7 protein-coding genes and 2 pseudogenes are annotated in these 15,508 nt (G+C 58.5%); 6 read left to right on the top strand and 3 right to left on the bottom strand.

The genetic code is table 11. The features are described 5' to 3' along the window. Positions 1 to 38: 38 nt before the first annotated feature. Positions 39 to 1,178: a glutathione-independent formaldehyde dehydrogenase gene (locus RGU44_RS16660; protein ID WP_322218168.1), complete on the bottom strand. Its 1,140-nt coding sequence runs from the start codon at positions 1,176 to 1,178 to the stop codon at positions 39 to 41. A 73-nt stretch (positions 1,179 to 1,251) separates the two neighbouring features. Here RGU44_RS16660 and RGU44_RS16655 point away from each other — a divergent pair, with 73 nt between their 5' ends. Further along, the gene (locus RGU44_RS16655) at positions 1,252 to 1,407 is read left to right on the top strand and encodes a hypothetical protein (protein ID WP_322178695.1); all 156 of its coding nucleotides are present in this window, start codon (positions 1,252 to 1,254) and stop codon (positions 1,405 to 1,407) included. Between the two features lie 253 nt (positions 1,408 to 1,660). Here the strand turns inward: RGU44_RS16655 and RGU44_RS16650 are convergent, their stop codons facing one another. After that, positions 1,661 to 10,339 (bottom strand): GH36-type glycosyl hydrolase domain-containing protein, encoded by an 8,679-nt coding sequence (locus RGU44_RS16650; protein WP_322218165.1) that lies wholly within the window; start codon positions 10,337 to 10,339, stop codon positions 1,661 to 1,663. Positions 10,340 to 10,478: 139 nt separating this feature from the next. Between RGU44_RS16650 and RGU44_RS16645 the strand changes: the two are divergent. The 5 genes and pseudogenes from RGU44_RS16645 to RGU44_RS25140 all read left to right on the top strand — a co-directional run. Then, positions 10,479 to 10,661: pseudogene (locus tag RGU44_RS16645) on the top strand (transposase); the annotation flags it as partial. Between the two features lie 419 nt (positions 10,662 to 11,080). Next, positions 11,081 to 11,493, top strand: a pseudogene (locus RGU44_RS16640) (YSC84-related protein); the annotation flags it as partial. 61 nt (positions 11,494 to 11,554) lie between these two features. Continuing rightward, positions 11,555 to 11,893 (top strand): hypothetical protein, encoded by a 339-nt coding sequence (locus RGU44_RS16635; RefSeq protein WP_322178697.1) that lies wholly within the window; start codon positions 11,555 to 11,557, stop codon positions 11,891 to 11,893. 127 nt (positions 11,894 to 12,020) lie between these two features. After that, positions 12,021 to 13,193, top strand: coding sequence for a PAS domain-containing sensor histidine kinase (locus RGU44_RS16630; protein ID WP_322218162.1), 1,173 nt, complete (start codon positions 12,021 to 12,023; stop codon positions 13,191 to 13,193). A gap of 1,143 nt (positions 13,194 to 14,336) precedes the next feature. Next, positions 14,337 to 14,714 (top strand): pYEATS domain-containing protein, encoded by a 378-nt coding sequence (locus RGU44_RS25140; protein WP_416194654.1) that lies wholly within the window; start codon positions 14,337 to 14,339, stop codon positions 14,712 to 14,714. A 207-nt stretch (positions 14,715 to 14,921) separates the two neighbouring features. On the opposite strand, the gene RGU44_RS16625 is transcribed toward RGU44_RS25140, so the two are convergent. Then, positions 14,922 to 15,068 (bottom strand): hypothetical protein, encoded by a 147-nt coding sequence (locus RGU44_RS16625; RefSeq protein ID WP_322218159.1) that lies wholly within the window; start codon positions 15,066 to 15,068, stop codon positions 14,922 to 14,924. Positions 15,069 to 15,508 lie beyond the last annotated feature (440 nt).

The following is a 15,508-nucleotide window of genomic DNA, read 5'->3' as shown; positions in this document are numbered from 1 at the left end:
GTATTTTCGGAGCAAGCGAAGGCATCAGATTCATCCACTCAAGCAGCCGGTTTGAGCACAACCTTTGTCCAGCCATTGTCACGCGCATCGAAGTGCTTATAGGCGTCTGGCCCTTCAGCGAGCTTCAAGCGGTGAGAAATGATCTGCGCGGGGTTAGCTCGCCCGTGGTGAATGAGTTGTGCCAACCTGCGGTTGTAGACTTTGACGTTGGCCTGGCCCGTGCGAATTTGCTGCCCCTTGAACCAGAATGCACCGAAGTCGAAGGCCATCTTGCCTTCCTTTGCGAGTTCGTTTTTTGCACCAGGGTCTTTCGGTATGAATACGCCAACGACTCCTATTCCACCGGTAGCCTTTGTCGAGGCAACGAGGTTGTTCATCGTCAGGTGATTGGCTTCATGCCCATGGCGGTCGCAGCACTGATAACCCACACATTCGCAACCACGATCAGTGCCTTTGCCATGAGTCAGATTGAGTATCTGATCAACCGCTTCTTTCTCCAGGGAGTTTATCGGTGTGGCACCCATTTGAGCCGCCAGCTTCAGACGATCTGGATGATTGTCGACCACGAATACTTGGGAGGCACCTTTGATCATGGCGGAGTGGGCAGCCATCAATCCGACCGGGCCGGCACCGTAAATCGCGATGCTCTCACCGGGTAATAGGCCGGCTAATTCAGTCGCATGCCAACCGGTAGGAAAGATGTCAGACAGCATCACGTAGTCATCTTCACGCTCTTGCGCGTCTTCGGGCAGCACCAGGCAGTTGAAGTCGGCGTAGGGTACGCGAAGCAATTCAGCCTGCCCTCCTTGATATGGCCCCATTTCTGCGAATCCATAAGCAGCGCCCGCATTACCAGGATTGGCGGTCAGACAAAACCCCGTCAGGCCCTTCTCGCAGTTTTCGCAGAACCCGCAGCCAATATTGAACGGCAGACAAACGCGATCCCCCACCTTTACCCGATCAACACCGGCCCCGACCTCAATCACCTCACCGAGATTCTCGTGTCCAAATACGCGCCCAGTCTCAAACGAAGTCCGACCCTCGTACATGTGCAGATCTGAACCACAGATGTTGGTGGCAGTGACTCGAACCAAGGCATCAGTAGGTTTTTCGATTTTGGCATCCGGGACATTTTGCACGCTCACGTCACGCGGGCCGTTGTAAACGATAGCTTTCATGTTGTTCTCCCATTAGCAAAACGAAAGGAATATTTCGTCTGCTCACCACTTATCTGTCAGGGAAAAGCAACATATGTTCAGTCAGTTGAGCCGAATGGCTGACGAGCGGTTAATTGAAATGCTTAGCGTCGAAAAGGATGAGTTTTTGGCCTCCGCGGGCATGGGAGGGATGATGAAGATGATGGATCAGCAGTCGTCCTTGATGGCAATGCCAATGGCTAAGGGATGACTGCATGCATCTGCGCTACCTCGGCAACCTTGGGGAGACAGATACTCGAAGATTTAGCTGCCGGCTTCCTGATCAATTGGTTCTTGGCTGAGAATTTGAATCGCGCCATCCAAGGGGGTCATGAGCAACTCTAGCTTTTTGAGCTGACGTAGTTGGATTCGATCCAACTTCTCCCTTATCTCGGCATAACCCCGTTTTTGAGCGCAGGTTGTAGTAGTCAACTAGCCTGATCTGAAGATGATTCAGCACCAGCTCATTTGGTTACTGAGGTTTCGGAAACTTCCGATGGATGCCTGATCTCTACCTGATGATCGCGGCCATCGTCGATCAGCGGAATGTCCTCGCCGCTGTGCAGCGTGCCGTCTAGACTGAATTGCGACAGGCCCTCGCCGACGGCGGTTTGTCGCACCCTGATATGGTAAATGGTTTCACCAAACCGGTAATGCAACGTGAAGCTAGGCCAGTGCGCCGGGAGCACCGGTCGTATGCGGAGTCGCTCGCCTTCGCGCTGCAGGCCCAGCAGGGACTCCACCATCAGCCTGTACATCCAGCCTGCTGAGCCGGTATACCAGCTCCAGCCGCCGCGTCCGGCATGCGGAAACACCCCGTACACATCAGCGGCCACCACATACGGCTCGATTTTGTAAACCTCGATCGCCGCAGCGCTGCAGCCATGGGTAACCGGATTAATCATGCGCAGCAGCTCCCACGCTCGTACACTGTCGCCCAGTGCGGCGAATGCCATGGTTGCCCACACAGCTGCATGGGTATACTGGCCACCGTTCTCTCGCACGCCGGGCACGTAGCCCTTGATGTAGCCGGGGTCGAGGGCCGAGCGGTCGAAGGGGGGCTCGAGCAACTGGATCAACCCGACATCGCGGCGCACCAGATGGCGATCAAGCTCGTCCATAGCCTGGCGCCTCCGTCCGTCTGGCGCGGCGCCGGAAAGTACCGCCCAGCTCTGTGAGATTGAGTCGATCCGACATTCGTCGTTGCTTGCCGAACCTAGCGGTGTGCCGTCGTCGAAATACGCCCGGCGGTACCATGCGCCATCCCAACCATGCACTTCTAAGCTGTCCTGCAGCGTGCCCGCCTGCTCCTCGCAGCGCCGGGCGAACGGCTCGTCACCATAGCCGCGTGCGGTGTTGGCAAAGTGCTGCAATACCTCGTACAGGAAAAAGCCCAGCCACACGCTTTCGCCACGCCCCTGCTCGCCGACCCTGTTCATGCCATCGTTCCAGTCGCCGGCACCGATCAGTGGCAGGCCATGGACGTCGCGCCCCATGCTGTGCTCGATGGCCCGCACGCAGTGCCGATACAGCGTTTCGTCCAGCGGCGCGCACGTAGGCAGGTCATAGTAGGACTCTTCGCCTGCGTCCAGCGGGCGGCCTTCGATATAGCCCACCGGTTCGTCGAGCACGCTGTGATCCGCAGTGACCCGCACATAGTGGCTGGTTGCCAGGGCCAGCCACAGGTAATCGTCAGAGCACAGTGTACGCACGCCTCGCCCCAGCGGCGGATGCCACCAGTGCTGCACATCGCCTTCGGGGAACTGGCGTGAGGCGCAGAGCAGTAGATGCTGGCGTGCGGCGTGCGGGGCGGCGTGGAGCATGGCCATGACGTCTTGCAACTGATCACGGAAGCCGAACGCCCCGCCTGACTGGTAATAACCGCTGCGAGCCCAGAAGCGGCAGACAATGACCTGATACATCAACCAGCCGTTGACCAGTACATCGATCGACGGATCGGGCGTTTCCACCTGCACCCGGCCCAGCGTCTCACGCCAGTGGGCCTGCACGGCGTCGAGTGCCTCGACCGCCCCCATGCTGCCACGGTAGCGCAGGCGCAAGGCGCTCGCCGTCGAGGCATCGCGCTCTGCGCCTAGACGGAACACCAGTTCGTGGCTGCCACCAGCGCCCAGTTCGAGGCCGACCTGGATCGCTCCGCACGGGTCAAGACCACCTCCGGTGCGGCCAGACAGTCGCGCCTGTGTCATCGCTGCTGGTGCCCCGAGGTTGCCGTTGCGGCCGAGAAACTCGCTGCGATCGGCGGTGACACTTAGACTCGGCGAGTCGACATCGAAGAATGCCACCCGGCCTGGAAACTCGATCGAATAGGCGTTGTGCGCCAGTAGGGCGCCGCTGAGCGGGTCGAACTCGGTGACCACGTGCATCGCCGACTTCTCGCGCAAATCGCCCAGCACCCATTCGACATAACCCGTTGCGGACAGGCGGCGCAGGCGCCCTGAGTCATTGCGTATCCTAAGCCGGTAAAACTTGATCGGCGCATCCAGCGCCACGTAGACCCACAGCTCGGTGTGGATGCCGTCTTCGTTGTGCTCGAAAACACTGTAACCAAAGCCGTGGCGGGTCATGTACGCGCCATGGCCGCGCCGCGGTAGCAGCGTAGGCGACCAGTAATGCCCGGTCACCTCGTCGCGCAGGTACAACGCCTCGCCGCAGGCATCGCCGACAGGATCGCTCTGCCAGGGTGTCAGCCGGAACTCATGGGCGTTCTCGCTCCACGTATAGGCGCTGCCGCTCTCGGAAATGACCGTGCCGAACTCTGGGTTGGCCAGCACGTTGACCCAGGGCGCCGGTGTCGCCTCTCCCGGCATGAGCGTTATCGAATATTCGCGGCCGTCTGCCGTAAAGCCGCCGTACGGATTACACAAGATCAGCTCTCCCTGCTCGGGGGCGGGCTGCGGTGGGGTCGTTTCGACCAGGCGCGGGAGGTTCTGTTCGAACTGCGGCAGCGGCGGATCCACGCGACGCCGGTGCACCTGCTCGGCCAGGCTGCCATGGTCGTCGCTGAGGATGATGCGGGCGACCGACTGCATCAGAGTCCGATCCTCGTTCGAGAGCTGCTGAGCCAAGCGCACGAAGACACCGCCCGGCCGGTCGATCAGGCTGGCATCAATACCCGAGGCAATCAGGCCCATGATCAGATCATGCAGGTGTTGCCGGTAGCCGGCACGATCCTCGTTCCATATCACCAGATCCACCGCCAAGCCCTTCATCCGCCAGTAGGTATGCGCTTGCACCGATTGGCGGACCAGCTCGATATTTTCTACCGCATGGATCTGCAGCAGCACGATCGGTAGGTCACCGGAGACACCATGCCCCCACAAGCCGGACTGGTTCCGCTGATTGGCGGCCAGCACGCCAGCCTCTGCCCGATAGGCGGCATTCGCGTAGATGACCGAGGTGGCCAGGTGTTCATACAGCTGCGCATCGACCTGCGAGATATTGAACTGGCGGCGTAACACCTGACTATGGGTCCACGCCAGGTCGAACACACGGTCGGCCAGATGGCGGTCGCGATATTTGTCGATCAGTTGCAGGCAGCCTTCGCGACTGTCGCTGACGCCGGTCACCAGATCGATCGTCGCCGACTGGTCGGGATCGAGGGTGATACGGCAGCGGATCGCCACGATCGGATCGAGCACTGCCCCGGCGCTGTTGGAGAGCAGACCCTGATCGTCGGTCGTGGCGTCCATCGCCGCTGGCTGGACGATACTGCGGCCGCGACCGATGAAGCGCCGGCGGTCCGTTTCGTAAGAGATCGAGTCGATATCGACCTGGTGCACCGCCAGCAGATGACACATCCAGGGCGCTACTTCCTCGCTGGAGCGCGACCGGCGCGTGCAAAGGATCGCCTGCAGCGGCTGCAGCAGCTCGGTCTGCACGAACAAATTGCTGAAGGCCGGATGTATCGCATCGCTGATCGCGGGAGCCAGCACCACCTCGGCGTAGCTGGTGAGCTCGATTGTGCGTCGCACCCGTGCACGGTTAGTAACATGGATGCGCCGCAGCTCGATGTCGTCCTCCGGCGATACCACGATCTCGGTATGAGTATCGAAGTCACGTTCGCGTATGCGGAACTCAGCGCGCGCCTCTGAGAAGATCGCCTCGTAACTTTCCAGGCGCCTCAGTGTTGGCTGATGGGCACTGGACCAGAAGGTGCCACTGGCGACATCACGCAGATAGCAGAACATGCCCCAGTTGTCGCAGGTGATGTCCTCGTGCCAACGGGTCACCGCCAGTTCACGGCAACGACTGTATCCACTACCGGCACTGCTCACCATCACATGATAGCGGCCGTTGGACAGCAGTTTCACAGCGGGCCGGCGACGGTCGGGGTCAGTGAAGATGCGCAGCTGGGCTGTCGCCGCCTGTGTCCCCACATCGGGGGTGGTAAGGCCGGAAGCATGCAGGTACTCGGCTGCCGTTTTCGGTATCCGCTCCTGCAACAGCAAGGCGTTGGCCCGGAACTGCGGTTCGGACTCGAAACGTCGCTGCATCGGCCGGTCCAGCAGTACGCTGGCAAGTGCCAGCAGGCTCATGCCCTGGTGATGCGCCATGAAAGAGCGGACCACCACGGAGTCATGTCCGCGCGGCAAGCGTGCCGGGGTGTAGTCGATGGCCTCGTGCAGGCCGTAGCGTCCAGCCAAGCCTTGGGTGGCGAGCCGCTGTAGATTCCGGCAGGCAGCCTGCGGAGCCACCATCAACGCTAGCGCCGAGGCATAGGGCGCCACCACCATGTCCTCGCCTAGCCCTCGCTGGAGCCCCAGTCCCGGTACCCCGAAGGCGCGGTACTGGTAATTGAAGTTGATGTCCCGCGTGTTGTAGCCCGATTCGGATACGCCCCACGGCAGCCCCAGCTGGCGGCCGTATTCGATCTGCCGGGCCACCGCCGCACGGCAGGTCTGGTCTAGTAGGGTACCCTCGGGGCTCGGCATCACCAGCAGCGGCATCAGGTACTCGAACATCGACCCAGACCAGGACAGCAATACCGGCACGCCGCCGTTGCTGGTGAGTAGTCGGCCGAGTGTGAACCAGCTTTGCTGTGGCGACTGGCCCAGGGCGATGGTCACGAAGTTGGTGAGGCGCGCCTCCGAGGCCAGCAGGTCGTAGTAACCCGCATCCCGCAGATGCTCGTCGACGTTGAAGCCGATCGCGAACAGGTTACAGCGTGTGTCGTACAGAAAGCTGAAATCCATCGTCGCCAGGTCCCCGGCCAGCTTCGCCAGCCGTGTGGCGGTGGCGATACGCTGACTGGCATCACGCTGCACTTCGGCGACCTGCCCACGCAGGGCCTGGGGCCACAGATCGGCATCGAGCTGCGCCAAGTGGCGCCAGGTCGGCAGCGGCGTAACAGCATCACCTCCCGCGCCATTCATGGTCGATGGGAGCATGAAACGATACAGCTCGGCCTGCTGGTCGCCGCATTGGGTGATCAGCGCCGCCAGCCAGAAGGCGACGTCGCTCTCCGGTGTGGCATTTAGCACGGCGGCCAGCGCCACGGCGCGATCGAGTAACCCGTGCATGCAGTCCGCTGCGTCTGGCAGCGATTGCGGCACAGTGGCCAGCGCCGCGCGCAGATCGGCCTGCAACGCGTGCATCTCGCGGCTGTCGAGCGCAGCGGCCGGGAGTGTGTCGCGCAGTACATGAAGGGTATCGCTCAGGCCTGCCAACTGGCGCGCGTCGAATAGCGGATCGTCGGCCAATGCAAGCAGGCCGGGGCGCAGGGTCAGAAGCAACCCGGCTAGATTGCCGCTGTCCACCGTCGAGACATAGCGCGGGTGCAGGGGTTGCAACGACAGGGTGTCGTACCAGTTGTAGAAATGGTTGCGATGCCGTTCCAGTCGGCTCATGACCGCGAACGACTGGTCTAGGCGCTCCAGCAGTCGCCCGGCACTCAGATAGCCGAAGTCATAAGCGGCCAGATGCGCCAGCAGGGACATGCCCATGTTGGTTGGCGAGGTTCGGTGGGCGATGACGGCGGTGGACTCTTCTTGGATATTATCCGGAGGAAGCCAGTTGTGTTGCTGGCTGACGTGGCTGTCGAAGAAAGCCCAGGTCCGGCGCGACAAGTTCCGCAGAAAGCGCAGTTCGACGTTCGTCGGGGTGAATGCCGCGCGGGAGGCCGGCTTGCTCAGCCACCAAGCGATGGCCGGCGATGCCATCCAAAGCAACACCAGCGGAGCGGCGAGCGCTAATGCGCCGGGGCTAGGGAGCAACGCCAGGATCACTAGCCCACTCAGCAGCGGACTTGCCCACATCAGCCGGTAGAGTTCCGGCAGGTCGTGGGCACTGGTGCGCTCTACTTCGCAAGAGGGGTTCCACTGCAGCAATCGGCGATGGCTGACCAGCATCCGCCACAGCGTGCTGGCGATTGCATCCAGGCTGCCCAGCGCCTCGCACGGCAGCCAGGCAAGGGTCAGTGCCGTGCGCAGGACATCCTGGCCGGCGGCGCGCAGCACCACCGCCAGGTGCTGGTCGAGTGGCACGTCGTGGGGCTTCTGGAACATCGCCTGTATCGGCGGAAGCAGCGGTGGGATCAGTAGCAGGGCGAGGATCGTCAGGGTCCAGCCGGCCGGCTGCGCCAGGCCGAACCAGCCTGCCAGCAGCATCGCCAGCAGTGCCGCGGGCTCCAGGCTGCGGCGCAGGTTGTCGAATATCTTCCAGCGCGCTAGCGCGCACAGGCGATTGGCTTCGAAGCCGGCGCACTGGGTTGGCACCTGCGGCAGAATCCAGGGCAATAGCTGCCAGTCGCCGCGAATCCAGCGATGTCGGCGCTGGCTGTCAGCGCTGTAGCTCGAGGGGTACTCCTCGAACAACTGCACATCGCTGAGCAGGCTCGTGCGGGCGTAGCAGCCTTCGATCAGGTCATGGCTGAGAATGCGGTTGTCGGGGAAGCAACCGGCGACGGCCTGCTCGAACGCATCCACCGCATAGATGCCCTTGCCGATAAACGAGCCTTGCTGGAACAGATCCTGATAGACGTCCGAGACGGCGCGCGTATAGGGATCGATCCCTGCCTCGCTACCGAACAGGCAGGTATAGGCGGATCGTGCCGTGCTGGGCAGGCTGATGCCCACCCGTGGTTGCAGGATCGCGTAGCCGGCGCTGATGCGACGCTGCTGCGGATCGTAGACGGCACAGTTGAGTGGATGCTCCATGGCGCCAATGAACTGTCGTGCCGTATCCCGCGGCAGCTGGGTATCGGTGTCGAGGGTGATGACGTAACGCACCTGCTGTAGCCCTGCGAGGTTGCCGACAATCAGCGCAAAGCGCTCCTGCCCGGTGCCGCGCAGCAGTGCATTGAGTTCGGCAAGCTTGCCACGCTTGCGCTCGTGGCCCATCCACACCTGCTCAGCCGAATTCCAGTATCGCGCGCGATGGAACAGGAAAAAGTGATTGCTGTCGGGATATTTTCGGTTCAACGCATCGATGCGCTCACGAGCCAGCGCCAACAAGGCTGCGTCCTGCTCCAGAACTTCGGTCGAGGCATCCATGAAGTCGGTAAGCAGGGCGAAATGCAAGTGCTCGTCGCGGTTGGCCAGGAAGCGCACCTCCAGCCCCTCGGTCAGCTCCTCGATGTCCTTCGCACGGGCTATGAGCGTCGGAACTACCACCAGCGTGCGCGCCTTGGCGGGGATGCCCGCGCTAAAGTCCAGGCGCGGCAGCATGCTCGGCGGCACAGAGAGGGTCACCAGCCAGTTCACCAGAGCCAGCGCCAAGCGGCTGGTAGTCAGCAGCGCGGGAATTGTGAGCAATACCAACAGTAGCCCATGCCAGCCGTTGGCCTGCGCCGCGGCGAAGAACGGTACAGCGAACAGGAACATCAGCACCGTGTTCAAACCGAGGTAAAAGGATAGCGGCGAGCGGCCCAGCAGCCGTTGGTATCGTTCACCCAAGGTGCAGTGTGCGCCGAGATGTTGCTCCAACGCAGGCAGTCCCTTGCCGATCAAGTAGAAACCCACGTGACTGGTAACAGCTCCGACGTGATCAGCCCCGGCGTTGGCCTGTGCCAACTTGATCGCTGCCCGCGCCACGTTTTTCTCGGAGTGCGTACTATTTCTCGCAAGGCGCTCAACGACATGGCGGTAATTGTCACGCGTCGCGAAGTCCATGCTGACATAGACCCCCGATGGATCTTCGCGCAGCACTTGCTCGACGATACTCAAGCTCTCGACGAATTCGCGCCAGTCTGTCGTCGACAGCAGGCGCAGGCTACCGATGCTATTGCCGATGGAAACCTGGTCGGCCGCCTGTTGCTGCGCATCCATTTGCACCATGTGCTCGATGGTTTGTCCTGCCTCAGCCAGGTTTTGCTCGACCCAGGTCAACGGCAGTGCCAGTGCCGAACTCTGCCCCTGTAGTCGCCGCACCAGCTCGGCGACGAATGAACTGGTCATCGGTGGCTTCGAGCGTGCCATATCGGCCACACTGAGCACGACATTCTTCGGGTCGGACTCGACAGTTTCGGTCATCCGGTCGGCCCAGTCGTCGGCCAGACAACGATCATTCCATTTCGCCATGACCCGCGAAGCAACGCGGCGCAGATTCTCGATCAACGCCAGCCGCAGCATGATGGGGATCGCCCACAATTCGCCGAGTGTGAGCGGCGTTACTGCCTGATAGGCCGCAACAAAACGGTCCAGGATCTCGCTGTCAACCCGGCCATCGCCGTGTGAAATAATCTCCAGCGCGGTGTCGTAGATCCTCGGCAGCCCGGTCGATGGGCCATTCGCCAGCCGCGGCAATTCACGGCTGTAGCCCTTGGGTAGGTGCCTTTGCGCGATTCGAATTTGTTCCTCGATCAGATAGAAGTTGTCGAGCAACCATTCTGCGGCGGGCATGACGCGTCGACTGGACAACGTCGCTGTGGTCAGGGTTTCACAGCTGCTGACCAGCAGGGCTTCGTTATCGCTCAGTCGCGCCAGTAGCGGGTCCGCCGCCGAGCGCGGACTCAAGATGTGTTCGCGGGCCAGTTGAGTGCCATGGTTGGCCATCTGCTCGGCGCTGAACAACTCGGCGCGCAAGGCAGGCTCGTACTCGAACTTGCGAGTCGAGTCTCGCCACAGACGAAACCCTGTTTCAAGTCGACGCAACCGAAAAAAGGAGAGAATCCGCTGAGTATTCATTGATCCCCTGACCTCAGGCTGAGCCGTCAAAGAGATCATTCAGCCTAGGGGCTGTTGACGTTTCGCGCTAGGGAGGCTGAGAAAGAAGAGCAAAACCGCAGAATTAAGGTTCCTACGCCGACAACCCTGCGAGTTTGCAATGTCCCGATTGATGCTCAGTAACGAGCTTTGGTCGACGCTGGAAAAAATTCTGCTTCAACAAGCCATTTACCATAAGCCTGATCTGCGAGTGACGGTTGAGGGGATGCTCTACCGAATGCGCGTGGGCTGTCCCTCGCGAGCCTTGCTAAGAACCTTTGGAGACTGGAACTCAGTCTACAAGAATCGCTCGCTATTGACCGACTCCTGCCTGTCACGGAAGGCAGGTGGTGACCCGAACCGGCCGCTCACGACAGGCAACCAGCGGCCAAAAGCAGCCTCTGACGACGATTCCGTGATGAGCTTTACGTCTAGATATGTGGAATGACAATCATGGGATCACCGTTGGTTTCATTGGCGCATCCGAATATCCGCTGGCACTGGCCACGGCTATACTTAATGGGTGGACTCACTCACATTCTGCGGGTCGTAGTGTTCATGGTGTTTCTGGTCCATCGGAGCCTGTAACTCCCACATTTTAGGGTGAGCCGGAGAACTTCCAGTAGATACGGATCCTGTCTGGCGCTGGCACTGACCGTTGGTAACATCCGGTCCGCCGCATCGGAGTACAAAATGACTCAGTCAGTGGAGTTCTTCCTATCGATCGTCATCGCGAAAATCATCAAGGCGGGCTTTGCGTTTGGTGGCAGCTATCGCCAAGGCGAATTATTTAAGGGCTCGAAAGTAAAGGGTTATTACAACGCCAGAACCGGGTCATGGGAGCTGCAGGCAGGTGTCCGGTCGTATGACTATGCAACTTTCCTGATGATCGAAAAAGCCGTGAATTGTTTACGCAAAACCAAGGGCTGGGAAATCGGTGTAGGACCAACCGTTGTTGTGGTTGACGAAGGGGCGCTAAGAATCTGTCCCGCTCGACGCTGAAGGACGATACCTGCTCGTTCACATTCGTCCAACAAGGATTAATGGCCGGGGTCAGCATCGAAGGAACGAAGATTTCCCTGATAAAACACGGAAAACCGGCCGTTTGGGTTGCGTGCCTTGAATTGAACGTTTAGATATGAAATTAAAAACAAGCTAGGGTTACAGAGTCTAACAATCTACATCAGAGGTTTTGCCATGAGTACCCTGACGATCGAAGGCTGGTGCAAAATTAGCGACGACCAAAAGTCCACCCCGGTGGGGGACGTCCATTTTAACATCGAAGGCCCTGTCCATTTGCGTCTGGAGCAGGCCGAAGAACGCCTGCAGAATGGCCATGAGTCAGAAGTCATGGTCGATGTCGATATGAAGTCAATGGACTTGATCATGCCTGAGGGATACGGCCCCCTATCAGATTGCCAATTACGCGTCTATTTGAGCGACGACCAACGCGGCCAGTTCCATTTGGTCGGGCATCGGACCAGTGATGGCAGCTTGATCTACACCAATGTGGTTTTGATTGCTCAGTTAAGTTAGCCGCCACTCAGTCCAGGCGCACGGACACCGCCCGTACACGGAAAAGTGCTCAGGGAATGGTCCATTCCTAGTGTGGTGACTATAGTTACTTCCAGTAATTCAGCCCCTTCTTTGTGAGCAGGAAAAAATGCAAGCAGATAACGAATCGCTGCCAGATTCCGAAATGCTCTTCGATGATGCGGATCGTGGATTGCTGCTCACCGCAGAAGACGGTCAGATTAAACGGGTTAACCTCACCTTCTGTCACTGGATCGGTTACAGCCGAGAGGAACTACTCGGTCGTCAGATTCAGAGCCTTATGAGGCTCACGGGGAGAAGCTTCTATCAGAACTGGGTATCCCTAATGCAAATTCAGGGGGAGGTCGCTGATGTGAAATTCGACCTCGTTCATCATAATGGCTGTGCGACCCCGATGATTTTCAGCGTAATCAGGTGTGAGCACTCCACCGGTATTTTTCACGAGTTGTCATTGTTCAGGGCCGAAGAGCGACATCGATACGAACGTGACCTACTCAATGCGCGGATGGTCGCCGAAAGGCATCTGGCAAAACACCTCAAGGCTCAACGCGCTCAGAATGCTGCCCAGGACAAATTGCGTATTACCTACGCTGCGGCAGAAGACAGGGCCCTTTTCGCCGAACAGATGATTGGTATCGTCAGCCACGATCTGCGAAACCCGCTGTCGGCGATAATAATGGCAACGGATATGCTGGGCCGCGGGGAGCTTGATGCCAAACAGAGGCAAGTACTCGGTCATATCACTCACTCGGCGCAGAGGGCACAGCGTTTGGTCGCAGACCTTCTTGACTTCACTTTGACTCAAGTTGGACGAGGTATCGCGGTTTCCCCCAAGCCGGTCGACCTGCACGAACTTGTGGCGGGATGCTTGGACGAGTTAAGACGGACCTTCCCCGGACATGAGCTGTCCCATTTGCGTGTTGGACACTGCGAATTCACCGCGGACAGTGACCGGCTCTATCAGCTCATAGGCAACCTCGTTGCCAATGCAATCTCCTACGGCTCTGCGGATGGTGGGGTAACCGTCTCGTCGCTCTGTGAGGACCACGCAGTAAGTATTGTCGTGCACAACGTTGGCACGCCAATACGCCCGGCGCTGCTCGACAACCTGTTCGAGCCGATGATTCGCGGCAGTCATGACAATGCTGAGCTGCACAGTCTCGGGCTTGGTCTATTCATTGTTCGAGAGATCGCAAGAGCGCATCACGGTGATGTGACAGTGACGTCTTCGATCGGAAGCGGAACGACGCTCACTGCCACGTTTCCTCGATCCGCCAATTAGCTTGATACAGAAACGTGGATTGTTTCGGTGGGCAGAGCGCTGAGGAGGGGGATTAAGCGTGCGTGACCTTTGTGTGACTTTCTCACGCACCTATAGCGGACCCATTCCATATAGCTACCGAGGCCAGCGCACGTCGTACACACTGGCACAACGGTCTCTTTTGGGGCCAGGCTCTGTGGAAACGCATCCATCGTTTTGAAGTCTGCGTTGCTACGTAAAATCTGCAAGCGTTTGGTTAATCAGCTAGATCTGCAATTTGCATAGGAACGCGATTTTCGTTCCAGGTCTGACCGTCAAACCTGTTTTAAACGTTTTCACAAAGCCTCGACCCAGCCTCGTCGATGATGACGGGCTGAGAGCGGCCAAAAGAGGAAGATCCCCAGCGGCGACGTTGGTCGTCGTCGATGCCGAAGCTTGAATGGCAATGACGTTACGATGCTTCTGAGAAGAAGCATGTTCTGATCTTCCCATTACGCGCCCGACATGGCCACGGCCAATCTCTTTCCGCCCCCGATATGACTTTTCAGGAAAATTCGCAGAGGTGCCAACTATTCTGACACCGGGGGGGTAGAAAAACTTGTAGAGCGGGCTGGCTGGACTTTCGACGCATTTGTAGTTCGGGCTTACTATGTAATTACTGCAGCCAAAATATCTGCTGTTGAGACCCGGGATGCGCAGAAATTACAGGACGAAGCCGTCGCAGCCGCGGTAGCTTATCTTTCCAAAGCGCAAGTTGCAGGCTCGCCCTACTACAGTTACACCAACCAGTTATTCGCAGAGGTGGTAGTAGGCATCGCTGAATATTTCAGAGAGAGTAAGGCGCGGTTCCAGCCGGCTACTGTGAACAAATTCGACCGCCTTTATAGCCGCTGGCATCGAGAGCTTCCACTTCAGCGTGGGGCGGGGTTGACATTCACTTGGTTAGCACGCGATCTTGATGTCTTAAAAAGTGATAAGCTCCTTGTTCCGAAACGGGATGTGTCCGGAAGACTGCGGCAGAGTCACACCGCGATAATATTTGAAGGGTAGGTGAGTGCCGGCAATATCGAGATAATCGGAGGAGGTCCTAACTCCTTTCAACCATTATCGGATGACGACACTTTTCTTTCCTCTGTCGTAGAACCTGAGTATCAACTATCGCAGATGCCATCGCTCGGCCGAATTTTGGGTCCTGACGATGATCCGAACCTGGGTAGGTTTGGCGGGCAGTCAAGTCTCGACGGATTTCATCTGACTGCGACATTTGAACCGACGGAAACCCGTGATTGGGTCACGATCATACTTACGTTGGAAGCCGAACGGTCGGCGATGATCGGGATCGGCGATTTTGCGTGGTTCCTACTTCATCCAACATTCTCGCCGTCGGCAATCAAAGTCACGTTTCGAGGAAATCGTGCTCAGCTGCGTCTACAAGCATGGGGTGGATTCACGGTGGGCGTTTGGTTGCCTAAGACCGGGGTCGAATTAGAATGCAACCTCGCAGTGATCGAGTCTGCGCCTGAGATTATAAAAACGCGTTGAACTGAATTGAAAAACGACATGCTGTGCGAGAGGACGTCCTTCAGATCGGCATACGGACCGTGCTTTTTGAGCCGTGCTGGACCTAACTCTTATTTTTCCGTCAGTTTTCCGCTGTGCAGTGGATCTGCAAAGAGCCAATTCTTGTTAATTCACATCAATGGCCGCATCTGATTCTCTGCACGGTGTTTTTCAAAGGGCGTTGCACCGTCACGCAGTGATCTCGCCGTCAAGCTTGCATATGCGCCCATCCAGCGTACGAAGGTAGTCCCACAAACCATCCAGTAGACGACGAAAGCGTGCCGTCAAACCGTTATCCGCATCTTCTAGCCAGTATGGTATTGCGCGACGCAGCATCAGCAATTCCTTCGGTGCAACGAGACCGCACTCGGCGACAAGCCCACGGATCTGATTGGCTTTGGCCGTCCGCTGTTCGATTAAGCCGGCCCGGATGATATCCTGTTGCTCGATCGTTTTGATGGCGACGAGGCGACGCGGGATTTTTTCCTGACGGTGGTGTATGAGTTGCTGAAGAAGGATGCCGGGGCGCAGTTGCGGGGTTCTACTAGGACGTGAGTGGAGTTTGGTCTGCTAGAAGCTCGGTTAGGTGCAAGGTTTAGATGCTTTCGTGGTGCTCCGCAGCTCCTACGACTGCCTCCCTCTTTATGTGCAAAGGAATGGATTGAGCTGTATGGGACTGCAACTGAACTCTGAGCAAACTGCGGCGCTCGACACCGGCATCGGCAAGCGTACGGCGAAGTTATCTACCTGACGGCGTGCGATGAAGTTCATGGGCG

Source organism: Pseudomonas sp. 5C2 (assembly GCF_034314155.1).
Lineage (GTDB): Bacteria > Pseudomonadota > Gammaproteobacteria > Pseudomonadales > Pseudomonadaceae > Aquipseudomonas.
Note: the sequence above shows the minus strand (reverse complement) of the source record. Positions and strands in the feature narration are given on the sequence as shown.